Genomic DNA, 14,707 nt, shown 5'->3' with positions numbered 1-14,707 from the left:
CATGTCACCGCAACCCGAGCTGAACGTCTCCCAGGTCTTCACCGGCAAGCGCCTGTTGTTCGCGGGCGCCACGGGCTTCGTGGGCAAGGTGACGCTGTCCATGCTGCTGCACCGCTACGGGCAGGAGCTGGAGCGTGTGTACGTGCTCGTCCGCAAGGGCAGCGCGGCCTCCGCCGAGCGTCGCTTCTTCGACAAGGTCGCCACCAGCGAGCCCTTCCAGCCCCTGCGCGACACCTACGGGGAAGAGGGCGCGCTCGAGTTCCTGCGCAAGAAGTGCCAGGTCCTCGACGGCGACATCACCGACCCGTGGGTGGGCCTGGAAGAGGCCCAGGTGGCGGAGCTGACGGGCAAGGTGCACGCCTTCGTCAACTGCGCGGGCCTGGTGTCCTTCAACCCGTCGCTCGAAGTCGGCCTCAACGTCAACACCCACGGCGTGAAGTACGCGGTGGAGCTGGCGCTGCGCTGGGCGGTGCCCCTCATCCACATGTCCACGTCGTTCGTCGCGGGCAACCGCAGCGGGCTCGTGTTCGAGGACGAGGAGGTCCGCGGCTACTTCCCGAAGAAGGACGAGCTGGACGGGCGCGACTTCAGCCTGGAGCAGGAGCTGAAGGACGCGGAGCGAATCGTCGCGCGGCTGCGCGAGCAGGCCGATGACCGGGCGCTGACGTCCACCTTCCGCAAGAAGGCGTTGGACCGGCTGGCCGAGGAAGGCCGCGACGTCAACGACGAGAAGACGCTGCGGCTCGCGGTGGGCCGTGAGCGCAAGCTGTGGCTGAGCGGCGAGCTGGTGCGCGCGGGCATGGAGCGCGCGGCGCACTGGGGCTGGCCCAACACGTACACGTACACGAAGTCCCTGGGCGAGCAGGTCATCGCCGGCACGCCGGGGCTGCGCTACGCGATTGTGCGGCCCTCCATTGTGGAGAGCGCGCGCCACTTCCCCTTCCCGGGTTGGAACGAGGGCTTCACCACGTCCGCGCCGCTGGCGTTCGCCGGCATCAAGGGCCCGGGTGGCATCCCCGCGGGTGAGAACACCATCCTGGACATCATCCCAGTGGACCAGGTGGCGGGCGCGACGATTGGCATCACCGCGCAGTCCATCGACGTGGAGGAGCGGCGCGTCTACCAGCTGGCCTCCGGCGACGTGAATCCGTTCTACGCCAGCCGCTCCGTGGAGCTGGTGGGCCTGTACCGGCGGCGCTACTACCGGAACAAGGAGTCGGGCAACAAGGTGCTAAACTCGCTGCGCTCGCGGCTGGAGCCGCAGCCGGTCAGCAAGCTCGAGTTCGAGTGGATGAGCGCGCCCATGCTCGTCCGGGGCGCCAAGTTCCTGAGGAAGGCCATCGACGAGGTGCGGCCCGCGTGGGGCGCGCCCGCCGTGCAGGCGATGCTGGACAAGGCCAAGGTGTCGCTCGAGGAAGTGGAGACGAGCAACGCGGGCCTCATCGCGATGACGGACCTGTTCCTCCCCTTCCTCTACGAGAACCGGTACGTCTTCCGCTGTGACAACACGCGCTCCGTCTACACGCGCATGGTGCACGCGGACCGGCTGAAGATTCCGTGGGACCCGGAGCACATCGACTGGCGCGCGTACTTCATGGAGACGCACCTGCCGGGCCTGGAGAAGTGGGTGTTTCCCGGCCTGGAGGAGGAGCGCGAGAAGCGCACCGTCATCCCCGCGCACCGCGACTTGCTGGAGCTGTTCGAGGCGACGGTGCATGCGTACCGGCACCGGGTGGCCTTCCGCATGGTGGCGGGCGAGAAGGAGGAGCGCTTCACCTTCGGCGAGGTGCACCGCTACGCGGCCCGCGTGGGCAGCTTCCTCGTGCGCTCGGGCGTGAAGCCTGGAGACCGGGTGCTGCTGGTGTCGGAGAACCGGCCCGAGTGGGGCACGTGCTTCTTCGGCATCTTGCGTGCGGGCGCGACGATGGTGCCGGTGGACCCGGGCCTGAGCGAGGCGGAGGTCATCAACATCGCGAAGCGGGCGGAGGCGAAGGTCTGCCTGATGTCCGAGGACGCGTCGCGGGACTTCTCCGGCCTGTTCGGCGCGCTGGGTGACAACGTCATCATCGCGAGCCTCGCGGAGGCGATGACGGGCGACCCGGCGTACCCGGAGGACCGCATCGGGCCGGTGCGCAAGTCCGCGTCCGCGGATGACCTGGCGAGCCTCATCTTCACGTCGGGCACGACGGGCACGCCCAAGGGCGTGATGCTCACCCACCGCAACTTCTCCTCGCTGGTGGCGAAGCTGGCCGGCGTGTTCAACGTGGGCGTGGGCGACGGCGTGTTGTCCGTGCTGCCCCTGCACCACACGTTCGAGTTCTCCGCGGGCTTCCTCACGCCGTTCTCGCGGGGCGCGGAAATCACGTACATCGACGAGCTGACATCGGACCGGTTGGGCGAGGTCTTCGAGACGGGCCGCATCACCGCGATGATTGGCGTGCCGGCGCTGTGGCAGCTGCTGCACCGGAAGATGACGCAGGAGTTCGCCAGCCGTCCGCCGCTGGTGGAGCAGGCCATCAAGGCGATGATGGCCACGCACGGTGAGCTGCGGAACCGCGCTAACGTCAACCTGGGCAAGCTCTTGTTCTGGCCCGTGCACCGCAAGTTCGGCGGGCGCATCAAGGTGCTGGTGTCGGGTGGCTCGGCGCTGCCCGAGGAAGTGCACAAGGCCTTCCACGAGCTGGGCTTCAACATCACGGAGGGCTACGGCCTGACGGAGGCCGCGCCGGTGCTCGCCGTCGCGACGCCCGGCAACAAGCGCACGCCCGGCTCGGTGGGCAAGCCGCTCGCCGGAATCGAAGTGCGCATCCTCCAGCCGGACAATGACGGCATTGGCGAGGTGCTGGCCAAGGGCCCCAACGTCATGGCGGGCTACTTCGGGGACCGCGAGGCGACGGAGGCGGTGCTGAAGGAAGGTTGGCTGCACACCGGCGACCTGGGCCGCGTGGACGCGGAGGGCCGGCTGTACCTGGTGGGTCGAGCCAAGGACGTCATCATCGACCACAACGGGAAGAACATCTACCCGGACGAGCTGGAGGAGCTGTACCAGGAGCACCCGCACGTCAAGGAGCTGTCCATCGTCGGTCTGCCGGACGACGCGGGCGGTGAGAAGGTGGCGTGTCTGTGCGTGCCGGACTACGGCGACCGTCCCCGCGAGGAGGTGCGCCGCGAGTTGGAGGAGCACTTCCGCAAGGTGGGCGCGGGCATGCCCTTCTACCGGCGCATGAAGGTGCTGCGCTTCTGGGACGGCGAGCTGCCGCGCACCTCCACGCGCAAGGTGAAGCGCAAGCAGGTGGTGGAGGAGCTGCAGCGGCTGGAGCGCGTGGCGGCCAGCGCCACCAAGGCGCGCGACAAGGTGGCCGCCACGGTGGCGGGCACCGGCGGCGCGTCCGAGTGGCTCTATCCGCTCATCGCCGAGGTCTGCCACAAGCCGCTCTCCGACGTGCGTCCGGAGACGCACCTCACGGGCGACTTGGGCTTCGACTCGCTGATGCTCACGGAGCTGTCCTCCGCGCTGGAAGGCGCGGGCGTGCCGTTGCCGGCGATTGAGGATTTGACGCAGGTGCAGACGGTGGAGGACCTGCGCAAGGTGGTGCTTGCGTCGGGTCGCCGGCCGTCGGCGGAGACGCGGGCGAAGGAGATCTCCAAGGAGAACGCGAAGGCGGAGGAGGTGGAGATTCCGGTGCCAGACGTCGTCGCGGACGTGGGCCGGCAGCTGCTGACCTTCGGGCAGAAGGTCCTCTACGGCGGCGTCTTCGACGTGAAGGTGACGGGCCGCTCCTTCATCCCGATGAACCGCAACTTCCTGGTCATCGCCAACCACGCCAGCCACCTGGACGCGGGCCTGGTGCGCGTGGTGCTGGAGGAGCAGGGAGACCGGCTCGTCTCGCTGGCCGCGCGCGACTACTTCTTCGACACGCCGCTCAAGCGCGCGTGGTTCGAGAACTTCACCAACCTGGTCCCCATCGAACGGCACGGCTCGCTGCGCCAGTCGCTGCGCCAGGCGGGCGAGGCGCTGCGCCAGGGCTTCAACGTCCTCATCTTCCCGGAGGGCACGCGCTCGCCCACCGGAGAGCTGCAGGAGTTCAAGTCCACGCTGGGCTACCTGGCGCTGACGTACCGGGTGGACGTGCTGCCGCTCTACATCCACGGCGCCTTCGACGCGCTGCCCAAGGGCAGCGTCTTCCCCAAGTCCAAGGACCTCAAGGTGAGCATCGGCCCCGCGCTGGGACACGAGGCGCTGCGCGCGCGCGCACAGGGCATGTCGCGCTCGGAGAGCTACCGCTACGCCACCCGCATCGCCGAGGACGCGGTGCGCGAGCTGCGTGACGGCCGCGTCCTCAACCTGGGCGGACCGCCCTCGACGGACGTGGACGTCCTGCCCGCGCTTCCCTCGGGAGGGAAGAACTCGTGAAGCTGCTCGTCACTGGAGGCACGGGATTCCTGGGCACGCATCTGGTGCCCAAGCTGGTGGCGGCGGGCCACACGGTGCGCCTCATCGGACGCTCGCGTCCGACGGGGCCCGCGTATGCGGGCACGGAGTACATCGCCGGCGACCTGAAGGACCGGGACACGGTGCGCCGCGCGCTGGACGGCGTGGAGGGCGTCTATCACCTCGCCGGACTCGTCTCCTTCCAGCCGAAGGACGCGCGGAAGATGTTCGAGCTGCACGTGGACAGCACGCGCGAGCTCCTGCGCGACGTGCGCGAGGCGGGCGTCAAGCGCGTCGTCCTCGCGTCCACGTCCGGCACCACGGCGGTGTCGAAGGAGGAGGCGGTGCTCGACGAGTCCGCTGACTACCCGATTACCGTGGTAGCGCGGTGGCCGTACTACATCTCCAAAATCTACGAAGAGAAGCTGGCGCTGGAGTACTGCCGCAAGCACGCCATCCCCCTCGTGGTGCTCAACCCCAGCCTGTTGATGGGGCCCGGGGATGATCGGCTGTCGTCGACGTGGACGGTGGTGAAGTTCCTCAACCGGGAGATTCCCGCGATGCCGGGTGGCGGCATCTCCTTCGTGGACGTGCGCGACGCCGCGGAGGCGTTCCTCCAGGCGCTCACCCGGGGCGAGCTGTACGGCCGCCACCTGATGGGCGTGAACATGACGACCCGGGAGTTCTTCGAGCGGCTGGAGCGCCTCACCGGCGTGGCCGCGCCCCGGCTGCGGCTGCCCAAGCAGGTGAACATCCTGGGCGGCCAGTTGCTGGAGCGCTGGGCGAAGCTGCGCGGCACGCCCGCGCCGTTGGACCCGCAGGAAGTGGAGATTGGCGAGCACTACTTCTGGCTGGATGCCGCCAAGGCCCAGGCCGAGCTCGGCTTCCACGCGCGCGACGTGCAGGAGACGCTCGTCGACACCGTGAAGCACATCTACGCGAAGCTGCCGCCCGGGAGCCTGCCCGGCACCAAGGGCCGGCTGGGCGATTTGCGCGAAGGCACCTGAGCTTCTCGCGCACACGGGTGAGCGCCGCTTTACGACGGGCGGCGCGTCACCCGTCTCCGGTGTGGTGTCCCGGACGGACGTTGCGCAGCGTCACCGCCGCGAGGACGGAGAGCGCCAGGAACACCACCGCGCCAATCGCCGCCGCGGTGTTGAGTCCCAGGGTGAAGGACTCCCTCGCGGGCACCAGCAGGGCCTCCCGGAGCGAAGGGGAGAGCGAGGGCGCCACGGCCGACGCACCGATGAGGCTCTCGCGCACGCGGTCGGCGACCTCCACCGGGACTTCGGACGACACCACCGCGTCCATCCGCTTGCGGTAGATGAAGGTGCCCAGGCTGCCCATCACCGCGACGCCCAGGGCGAAGCCCAGCTCATTGGCGGTCTCCGAAGTCGAGGCCGCGGAGCCGGCCTTCTCCGGAGGCGCCGAGCCCACCACCAGGTCCGTGCCCAGCACGGCCATGGGCGCGAAGCCGATGGCCGCCACGACGGTGCCGACCACCAGCAACAGGCCTCCACTCACGCTGTCCGCCTGGGTCATCACCCCATAGCCCAGGCCCGACAACATCAGCCCCGCGGCCATGACGAAGCCCGGACGCATCTTCCGGATGATGAAGGGCCCCAGGAGCGAGCCCGCCATCATCCCCACCATCTGCGGCACCATCCGCAGCCCGGCGTCCAGGGGCGACAGGCCCGCGACCAATTGGAAGTACATGGGGACGAGCAGGGCCATCCCGCCCGAGCAGACGGCCATGAACAGCATGATGACCAGCGTCGCGCTGAACGCCCGGTTCGCGAACAGCCGGGGGTCCAACAAGGGATGCTCCAACCGCCGCTGCCTCCGGACGAACACCACGCCCAGGGCGAGTCCCCCCAGCAGCACGGTGGCGGGCAGCGGATGCCAGCCGTAGCGGGCCAGCTGCTTGAGGCCGTAGACGGTGGGGAGAATCGTGGCCAGGGACAACGCCACGCTGGTCAGCTCCACGCGGCCGCCCGAAGGGTCCTTGTATTCGGGGAGCAACAGCGGCGCCGCCACCAGCAACACCCCCATCACCGGCACGCCCATCAGGAACGCGGCGCCCCACCAGAAGTGCTGCAACAGCAGCCCTCCGAGCAGCGGCGCGATGACCATGCCCAGCAGGAAGCAGTTGAGCCAGACAGCAATGGCCAGCGAGCGCTGCTGGGGCACCTGGAACATGTTGCTGATGAGCGCCAGCGTGGACGGCATCAGCGTCGCACCGGCCATGCCCAGCGCGGCCCGCGAGGCGATGAGCATCTCCGGGGTACGGGAGTACGCCGCCGCCACCGACGCGAGACAGAAGGCCGACGCGCCTATCAGCAGCAGCTTGCGCCGGCCGATGCGGTCTCCCAGCGTGCCCATCGTCACGAGCAGGCCGGAGAGCATGAAGCCGTAGATGTCCATGATCCACAGCTGCTGGACGCTGCTCGCCCCCAGCTCCGCGCTCAGGTGCGGCAGCGCCAGGTAGAGCACGCTGACATCCACCGAGATGAGCAGCGTGGGGAGCGCGAGCACCACCAGGCCAATCCACTCCCTGCGTCCCGCCAGGAGAGGCGCTCCACCCACGGCATCCTGCGACTTCGTCATCGCATCACCCTCCCCTGCTTCAGGTGTTCCCATCCCGAGGACTCACGCTTCGACATCGTTGATTCCAACCCGTGCGGCCCAGACGCCAGGGACGTTGGACCATGACACCGAGGTGGCTTGTCCGGACACACGAGGCTCCCGGCCCGGACGCACCCGAGCACGCCGTGACGGCGAGGCGAGCGAGGACGCACTCCAGGCCTCGGACAGCGTCCAGGATGACGAGCGGTCAGCGGGAAATCGAAAGGGCGCGGGGCTTCAGCGGCCCTACCGCTCCACCGTCTCGCGGGCGCGGTCCACCATCTGCCCCGCCCAGGGCTCGGAGCGGTGGCTCCACACCCACGCGGCGCCCAGGAAGCCCAGCCCGAGCAGCACGAGCACCAGCCGCGCCAGCATGGAAGGGCCCTGCTCGCCTTGCGCCATGACTAGCCCACCACCCGGTTGCGGCCCGTCTTCTTGGCCTTGTACAGGTTGGCGTCCGCCACCTTGATGAAGTGGGTGGGCTCCGTCATGTCCGCCGTCATCTCCGCCACGCCGATGGAGATGGTAACGGGAATCTCCTTCTCGTCGTAGAAGAAGGCCTTCTCCGCGATGAGCTTGCGAATCTTCTCCGCGAAGAGGAGCGCCTTGTCCGGCCCGTCCTCGGGCATGACCACGGCGAACTCCTCGCCGCCGTAGCGCGCGAAGCACTGCTCACGGCGCACCAGCCGCTTGACGGACTGGGCCAGCTCCCGCAGCACGTAGTCCCCGGCCAGGTGCCCGTGGACGTCGTTGATCTGCTTGAAGTGGTCGATGTCGAACATCATCAGCGACAACGTGCGCTGGTACCTGCTGGAGCGACCCATCTCCCGCTCGAGGTACTCCAGGAAGAAGCGCTTGTTGTTCACGCCGGTGAGGCCGTCGGCGATGGTCAGCGTGTAGATGGTCTCGTGGTACTGGGTCTCGATGTTGTCGCCATCGAGGAACTTGAAGATGGAGCCCCCGACCTTGATGAGGTCGCCGCTGCGAAGCGGCTGGGCCTGGAGCACTTCCTGGTCGTTCAGGTAGGTGCCGTTGGTGGAGCCCAAATCCTCCACCAGCATCTTCCCGCCCCGCCCCAGCACGCGGGCGTGCCGACGGGAGACGTTGTCCAGGTCCACCACGATGTGGTTGTGCTGGTCCCTGCCAATGGTCAGCTCGGAGTCGACAAGGTACTTCTTGCCGAGCTCCGGGCCGTGAATCTGGACGAGGCAGCACTCGGTGCTGCGCTCAGAGCGCAGATCCAGGGAGGAAATCTTGGTGACGCGCGTTTCGTCGCCTGACATCGCCGCCAAGGCTAGCACGACCCCCTTTTCGGAAGCCAAGCAACCCCAGCGGGAACCGTGCATCCAGGCGCTCCGGGGACGCCCCCGACGGCGACCATGTCCCACATCTGGGGAGTCCCGCCCGGTGGGAAGGACGTGGCCGGGCGGTTGAGCACTCAACGAAGGCAACCGAGCAGGCCTCGGCGGCCTTGTCGCCCGAAGGGCGCGGACTAACGTCCGGCTCAACTATGTCCAAAGTCCTGGCGATGATTCTGGCGGGCGGCGCGGGTACGCGCCTGGAGCCCCTCACCCGTGAGCGGGCCAAGCCCGCCGTTCCCTTCGGGGGACGCTACCGCATCATCGATTTCGCCCTGTCCAACTTCACCAACTCGGGAGTCTACCGGGTCAAGGTGCTCACCCAATACAAGAGCGACTCGCTCAACAACCACCTGTCCCGCGCCTGGCGGATGTCGGCCTTCCTGGGCCACTACGTGGAAGCGGTGCCCGCGCAAATGCGCACCGGCGTGGACTGGTACAAAGGCAGCGTCGACGCCATCTACCAGAACCTCAACATCATCACCGACGAGGAGCCGGACTTCATCTTCGTCTTCGGCGCGGACCACGTGTACCGGATGGACACGCGGCAGATGCTCGACTTCCACGTGTCCAAGCGGGCCGCGTGCACCGTGGCGGCCATCCCCGTCCCGATTGAGCAGGGGCGCGACTTCGGCATCATCGACGTGGGCCCCGACGGGCGCATGCGCGCGTTCCTGGAGAAGCCCAAGGACCCGCCGCCCATGCCGGGCAACCCGAAGATGTGCCTGGCCTCCATGGGCAACTACCTCTTCACCACCGAGGTCCTGGTGCAGGAGGTGGTGCGCGACGCGGCCAACGAGACGAGCGCTCACGACTTCGGCAAGTCCATCATCAGCGAGCTGTACAAGACGGCGCCGGTGTACGTGTACGACTTCGCGCAGAACGAGATTGCCGGGCAGGAGGGCAAGGAGCGCGGCTACTGGCGGGACGTGGGGAACATCGACATCTACTACCAGTCCAACATGGAGCTGGTGGAGGTGGACCCCATCTTCAACCTGTACAACGACCGCTGGCCCATCCACACGCAGTCCAACAACTACCCTCCGGCCAAGTTCGTCTTCGCGGACAAGGACAACCAGCGGGTCGGCTACGCCACGGACTCGCTGGTGGCGGAGGGCTGCATCCTCTCCGGCGGGCGCGTGAATCGCTCCGTGCTGTCTCCGAAGGTGCGCGTCAACTCGTACTCGGAAGTGGAGGCGTCCATCCTCTTCGAGAACGTCACCATCGGCCGCCGCAGCCGCATCCGGAAGGCCATCATCGACAAGAACGTGGAGATTCCGCCGGGGACGACCATTGGCTACGACCCGGTGGAGGACAAGCGGCGCTTCCACGTCACGCCAGATGGCGTCGTCGTCATTCCCAAGGGCATGAAGGTGGTGTGAGCGGTCATGGTCTCATCGGGGGGCCTTCACCTGCGGCCAGCGCGCGACTCGGACCGTCGCGCGCTGTGGCGTGTCCACACCGAGGCGGTGGAGACGCTGTGCCAGGGTGTCTATGCCCCCGATGAGCTGAACACCTGGGTGAGCCTGCTCCGTCCGGAGGGCTATCTCCGGCCGGACCGGCCGCGCACGGTGCTGGTGGCGGAGCGAGGCCGGCGCCTCGTCGGCTTCGGCCAGCTCAACTGCCGCGCCGGAGAGCTGGAGGCCCTCTACGTGGTGCCAGACGAGGTGGGCCACGGCGTCGGCTCCCGGTTGCTCGCCGCGCTGGAGTCGGTGGCCTGGGGTGACGGCACGCCGCTGTTGGGCCTGGATGCCAGCCTCAACGCGGAGGACTTCTACCGGCACCGGGGCTACGTGTCGCTGCACCCGGCCAGCCGGCCGCTGACGCAGCGGGTGCAGCTGGCCTGCGTGCGGATGCAGAAGCGCAGGCCCATGGTCTCCTCGCGGCGCGAGCCGAGCGCCGGAGCGATGACGTCTACCTGAAGGCGGCCTTCACCTCGGGCTTGGCCAGGACCACCAGCGCCCAGATGCCGATGGGCAGGGCAAGGCAGCCACAGGTGCCACAGCATGGCACGAGCGACGCGATGGCTCCCGCCATGGCCAGTCCGCGGCTCTGGAGCTGCCGCATCTTGAACGCGCCGAAGAAGGTGAGCGCATTGAGGAGGATGACGGGGCCGAACATCGCCAACCGGCCGCCCATGGAGACGAACCAGTCGATGGTCCCCTTGTTCTGCTCCAGCACGTCCCGGTACTGCGCCAGGTTCGGGTCGTTGTAGAGCTGCTCCAGCTGCTCCGGCCCCACGGGCGTCGCCAGGTTGGTGAGGGCCCACAGGAACGTCACCGCGGAGGTGACCATCAGGAGGATGGCCGGCAGGGACACGGCCTCCTTCGGGTTCGTACCGGGGAAGCCATCTCCCGCGGGGACGCCGTATGTGTTCTCCATGTTTCCAGCTCCCGTGACGCGTGAAGGGTGCATGGGCCCATGGCCCAGGATGGCGTGCATTCCAATCAGGAGACGGTGCGGACACCAAGCGAAATGGCGCCGCACCGTCCCCCAGTCGTCGTCAGGCTCACGCCTTGAAGGTGAGCAAGGGCGCCAGACGCGCCACCTCGCGGACGATGCCGGCCTTCACCTGCGAGTCGACGACGGGACGGATGGGCTTGTAGGCGGCGGGGGCCTCCTCCACCCGTCGCTCCGAGCGCAGGGTGATGCAGTCCACGCCCTTCAGGCCCAGCGCCGCCTCGCTCTGGTCCGCCCCACCCCGTGACAGGGAGAAGCGCGAGCGCGCCCGTCCCGCGCCATGGGACGCGGACTCCAGCGCCCGCGCATCACCACACCCCACCATGAGGAAGGACGTGGCGCCCATGGAGCCAGGGATGATGACGGGCTGCTCGGCGCCCGCGGGGCAGGCGCCCTTGCGCGCCAACCAGCCCCCCTCGTACGGGAGGGTGAGGTTGTGCGGTACGTCGTAGACAAGCGGTGCCTCCACGTCGCCGAACAGCTCGCGCAGCGTCTGTCGCAACAGCTCCGCGAGCAGCAGGCGGTTGAGGAAGGCGTAGTTGGCGGCGGTGGCCTCGGCCTCCAGGTAGCCGGCGACGAGCGCCTCGTCCGCCAGCGGGAGGATGCCGCTCTCCGGGAAGGGAGCCCCCTGGGGCCAGGCCTTGCGGGTGCGCTCACGCCAGGCCACCCCGACGTGTTTGCCCACGTCGCGGCTGCCGGTGTGAATCATGAACGCCAGCTGCCCTTCGCGGACGCCCCACTCCCAGGCTCGCGCCCGGTCCTCGACGGCCTCCACGCGCTGCACCTCGACGAAGTGGTTGCCTCCGCCGATGGTGCCCAGGCCCGCGTCGCGCACCACGCCCTCGCGGGTGAGTGCGTCCGGAGCCCAGCTCGGGTTGCCGTGCAGCGCGCCGCCCAGGTGGATGCGGCCCACCTCCGCGTCGAGCTGCGCCAGGTCCGCCGCTTTCGCGCAGCCCAGCGGTGCGTCCAGCGTCTCCAGGAGCCAGCCTGGGATGCCGTCGCGCAGCAGGGCCGTGGACGCGCGCGAGGACATCGCCACGTCCCTCGTGCCGAAGAAGTAGTGGCCCTTCATGCGCTCGACGAAGTCGTCTCGTCGCGCCAGGAAGTCCTCCACGGAGAGGTCCGCGACATGCAAGCGCATGCCGCAGTTGATGTCGGTGCCCACGGCGCCCGGGACGACGAGCCCCCGCGTGTGCAGCACCGAGCCGATGGCCACGCCGGAGTCGCCCGGGTGGAAGTCAGGGGTGGCGCGCACGCGCAGCACCTCGCCACCACCCGGGTGCTTCAGGGCGGCGAGCTGAGCGAGTTGTTGGAAGGCCTTGCCCTCGACGGGCAGGTCAGGAGGAAGAAGCACCTCGGCGGGTGGCGCGTTCGCGTCACCGAGGAGGCGCACGGTGTAGAGATGACCGTCATAGGTCACCTCGAGCCCCTCGCGGGCAAGCGCCCGCAGGAGCCGATTCAGTTTCGGCTGCATGACCCAACTCAGGGAATGCCCCGGTGCTCGCGGACGAGCCTCTCGGGGAGACGTGGCGGAGAGAGATGGTGGACCTTGGGTCAGCAGCCGCGGTCGCCGGACGGCTCGAAAGCCATCCTCACCGCGCAGGGACGCGGACCGCGCCGCAGGCTGACGAAACAGTCCACCGGGGCGGCCTCATGGCCACCACACTCCACGCCAGGTCGCGGCCCGCCGTGTCCCGCGTCACACGACGGCAAGCACCCGCTCGGCCCAGCGGCACATGACCGCGAGCCGGGCCTCGCGTCGGGACTACATCGCCCCGGACAAGCCGCCGTCGACGTTGATGGCCGTGCCACTGATGTAGCCACCACGAGGAGACAGCAGGAAGGCGACGACGTCCGCGAACTCCTCGGCGCGGCCCACCCGACCCAGGGGGATGCCCGCGTTGCGCGCCATCTCCGCCTGGAACGACTCCACCGACTTGCCCAGCTCCTGCGCCCGGCGCACCCACTGGCCGCTCTCGATGATGCCCACGAGCACGGCATTCACGCGGATGTTCTTCGCTCCGAGTTCCTTCGACAGCGCCTTCGTCAGCGCCATGCCCGCCGCGCGCGACACCGAGGACGGCGTCGACTGCGCCCCAGGCATCTTCGCGCCAATCGACAGCACGTTGACGATGGACCCGCCGCCCGACTCGCTCAGGTGGGGCAGCACGTGCCGCGACGCGCGCACCGCCGCGAACAACTTGAGCTGGAGGTCCGTCTCCCACTCCGAGTCCGTCACCGAGGCGAACGGACGGGCCGCGGCGGTACCGGCGTTGTTCACCAGCGCGTCCACCCGCCCCCACCGCGCATGGGCCGCGTCCACGAAGTGCTCCACTTCCCACGCCTTGGACACGTCCGCCTGAACGGCGAGGACGTCACCGCCCTCCGCGCGCAGGGCCGAGGCCGTGGCCTCCAGCCGCTCCGCGCCCCGGGCACACAGGGCGACCTTCGCCCCTTCCCGGACGAGCCTCCGGGCCACCGCCGCCCCCAGCCCATCCGAGCCGCCCGTCACCAACACCACCTTGCCACCCAGCTCCAGGTCCATGTGCGCACTCCTTCGCGGGCCACGGCACCGGAAGCGCGCGAGCGCCTCCGGCCTGGACACCGGTGCGTGGCTGATGACGCCGCGCACGCACCGGAGGCTACGCCATCACGCCGGCTGCTTCACGGGCACATGCCGCTTCTTGTCGAAGGCGGCCAGCGTGGTGGCGATCTCCTCGTTCACCAGCCGCAGCATGTCCTGCTTCTCGCGGAACGGGAGGAAGGCGCTCTTGAAGCCGGAGACGATGATGGTGGCCAGGTCATCCAGCGACAGGCCGAGCTCCTTGTGGGCCACCCACAGCTCCTTCGTCACCGTGGTGTCGGTGATGAGGCGGTTGTCGGTGTTGATGGTCACCCGCAGGCCGTAGTCGAAGTAGAACTTCAGCGGGTGGGCGGAGAGGCTCGACACCGCGCCCGTCTGCACGTTCGACGTGGGGCAGACCTCCAGCGGAATCCGGTGGTCGTTGACGTAGTTGAGCAGGTCCCCGTCCTCGCGCAGCCGCGTGCCGTGGCCGATGCGGTGCGAGCCCAGGTTGTGGATGGCCTGGGAGATGGACTCGGGGCCGTACGCCTCGCCGGCGTGGGCGGTGCAGTTGACGTTGTTCTTCAGGATGAGCTGGAAGGCATCCTTGTGGTCCTTGGCCGGGAAGCTGGCCTCGGCGCCCGCGAGGTCGAAGCCGATGACGCCCCGGTTCTTGTAGGCCACCGACAGCTCCGCCAGCCGCATGGACGTCTGCGGATTGATGTGGCGGATGCCGCAGACGATGACGCCGCACTTGATGCCCGTCTCGCGCTTGGCCACCCGCAGGCCCTCGAGCACCGAGTCGATGACGGTGGTCATCTTCAGGCCCTTCTGCAGGTGCAGCGCGGGCGAGTAGCGCACCTCCAGCCACCGAACGTTCTCCGCCGCCGCGTCCACCGCCAGCTCGTAGGCCGCGCGGTAGAGGGCATCCGCCGTCTGGAGCACGGAGAGCGTCACGTCGAACGCGACGAGGTACTCCTCCAGGCTCTCGCAGACCTCACCCATGTGGATGGCCTTGGCCAGTCCGTCCACGGTGTCCGAGGGCAGCTTGACCTTCTGCTGCTCGGCGAGCTCGAGGATGGTCTTCACCCGCATCGAGCCATCCAGGTGGCAATGCAGGTCCGTCTTGGGCAGGGCGTGCAGCAGCTCTTCCGTCACCGCCAGCGTGGGGGGCGGGACGAAGTCCGTCCGCCGGGCTCCAGAAGGGATGCCGGTGGCGCTGGGAATCTCGTCGTCACGAATCGTAGGCATGGTCGAACTTCCTTCCTT

The 14,707-nt window shown here is 68.6% G+C and carries 11 protein-coding genes; 4 read left to right on the top strand and 7 right to left on the bottom strand.

Annotated features, from left to right (window positions below; genetic code table 11):
- Position 1: 1 nt before the first annotated feature.
- Positions 2-4,414, top strand: a complete 4,413-nt coding sequence (locus LZ199_RS31515) for an AMP-binding protein (RefSeq protein ID WP_253997461.1) — start codon at positions 2-4, stop codon at positions 4,412-4,414.
- Positions 4,411-5,439 carry an NAD-dependent epimerase/dehydratase family protein gene (locus LZ199_RS31510; RefSeq protein WP_253997460.1) on the top strand — a complete coding sequence of 343 codons (1,029 nt, stop codon included), beginning with the start codon at positions 4,411-4,413 and terminating at the stop codon, positions 5,437-5,439. Before LZ199_RS31515 ends, LZ199_RS31510 begins: the two co-directional genes overlap by 4 nt.
- A gap of 46 nt (positions 5,440-5,485) precedes the next feature.
- Here the strand turns inward: LZ199_RS31510 and LZ199_RS31505 are convergent, their stop codons facing one another.
- From LZ199_RS31505 to LZ199_RS31495, 3 genes are all read right to left on the bottom strand, one after another.
- On the bottom strand, positions 5,486-7,039 hold the full coding sequence (locus LZ199_RS31505; RefSeq protein ID WP_253997459.1) for an MFS transporter: 1,554 nt from the start codon (positions 7,037-7,039) through the stop codon (positions 5,486-5,488).
- A 264-nt stretch (positions 7,040-7,303) separates the two neighbouring features.
- Complete coding sequence (locus tag LZ199_RS31500) at positions 7,304-7,459, bottom strand: hypothetical protein (RefSeq protein WP_253997458.1); 156 nt, start codon at positions 7,457-7,459, stop codon at positions 7,304-7,306.
- A gap of 2 nt (positions 7,460-7,461) precedes the next feature.
- The gene (locus LZ199_RS31495; protein ID WP_253997457.1) at positions 7,462-8,340 is read right to left on the bottom strand and encodes a diguanylate cyclase; all 879 of its coding nucleotides are present in this window, start codon (positions 8,338-8,340) and stop codon (positions 7,462-7,464) included.
- 227 nt (positions 8,341-8,567) lie between these two features.
- On the opposite strand from LZ199_RS31495, the gene glgC reads away from it, so the two are divergent.
- A complete protein-coding gene (gene glgC, locus LZ199_RS31490) occupies positions 8,568-9,797 on the top strand; it encodes a glucose-1-phosphate adenylyltransferase (protein WP_253997456.1) in 1,230 nt (409 codons plus the stop codon).
- A gap of 6 nt (positions 9,798-9,803) precedes the next feature.
- Positions 9,804-10,337: a GNAT family N-acetyltransferase gene (locus LZ199_RS31485; protein ID WP_253997455.1), complete on the top strand. Its 534-nt coding sequence runs from the start codon at positions 9,804-9,806 to the stop codon at positions 10,335-10,337.
- Here the strand turns inward: LZ199_RS31485 and LZ199_RS31480 are convergent.
- The 4 genes from LZ199_RS31480 to add all read right to left on the bottom strand — a co-directional run bounded on the left by LZ199_RS31480 (position 10,330) and on the right by add (position 14,689).
- Positions 10,330-10,797 (bottom strand): hypothetical protein, encoded by a 468-nt coding sequence (locus tag LZ199_RS31480; RefSeq protein ID WP_253997454.1) that lies wholly within the window; start codon positions 10,795-10,797, stop codon positions 10,330-10,332. The two genes, LZ199_RS31485 and LZ199_RS31480, sit on opposite strands and share 8 nt — an antisense overlap.
- Before the next feature lie 127 nt (positions 10,798-10,924).
- On the bottom strand, positions 10,925-12,349 hold the full coding sequence (locus LZ199_RS31475; RefSeq protein WP_253997453.1) for an RtcB family protein: 1,425 nt from the start codon (positions 12,347-12,349) through the stop codon (positions 10,925-10,927).
- A gap of 291 nt (positions 12,350-12,640) precedes the next feature.
- Positions 12,641-13,420 carry an SDR family NAD(P)-dependent oxidoreductase gene (locus LZ199_RS31470; protein WP_253997452.1) on the bottom strand — a complete coding sequence of 260 codons (780 nt, stop codon included), beginning with the start codon at positions 13,418-13,420 and terminating at the stop codon, positions 12,641-12,643.
- A 105-nt stretch (positions 13,421-13,525) separates the two neighbouring features.
- The gene (gene add / locus LZ199_RS31465; RefSeq protein WP_253997451.1) at positions 13,526-14,689 is read right to left on the bottom strand and encodes an adenosine deaminase; all 1,164 of its coding nucleotides are present in this window, start codon (positions 14,687-14,689) and stop codon (positions 13,526-13,528) included.
- Between the last annotated feature and the right edge of the window lie 18 nt (positions 14,690-14,707).

This window comes from Myxococcus qinghaiensis (genome assembly GCF_024198215.1).
Lineage (GTDB): Bacteria > Myxococcota > Myxococcia > Myxococcales > Myxococcaceae > Myxococcus > Myxococcus qinghaiensis.
Note: the sequence above shows the minus strand (reverse complement) of the source record. Positions and strands in the feature narration are given on the sequence as shown.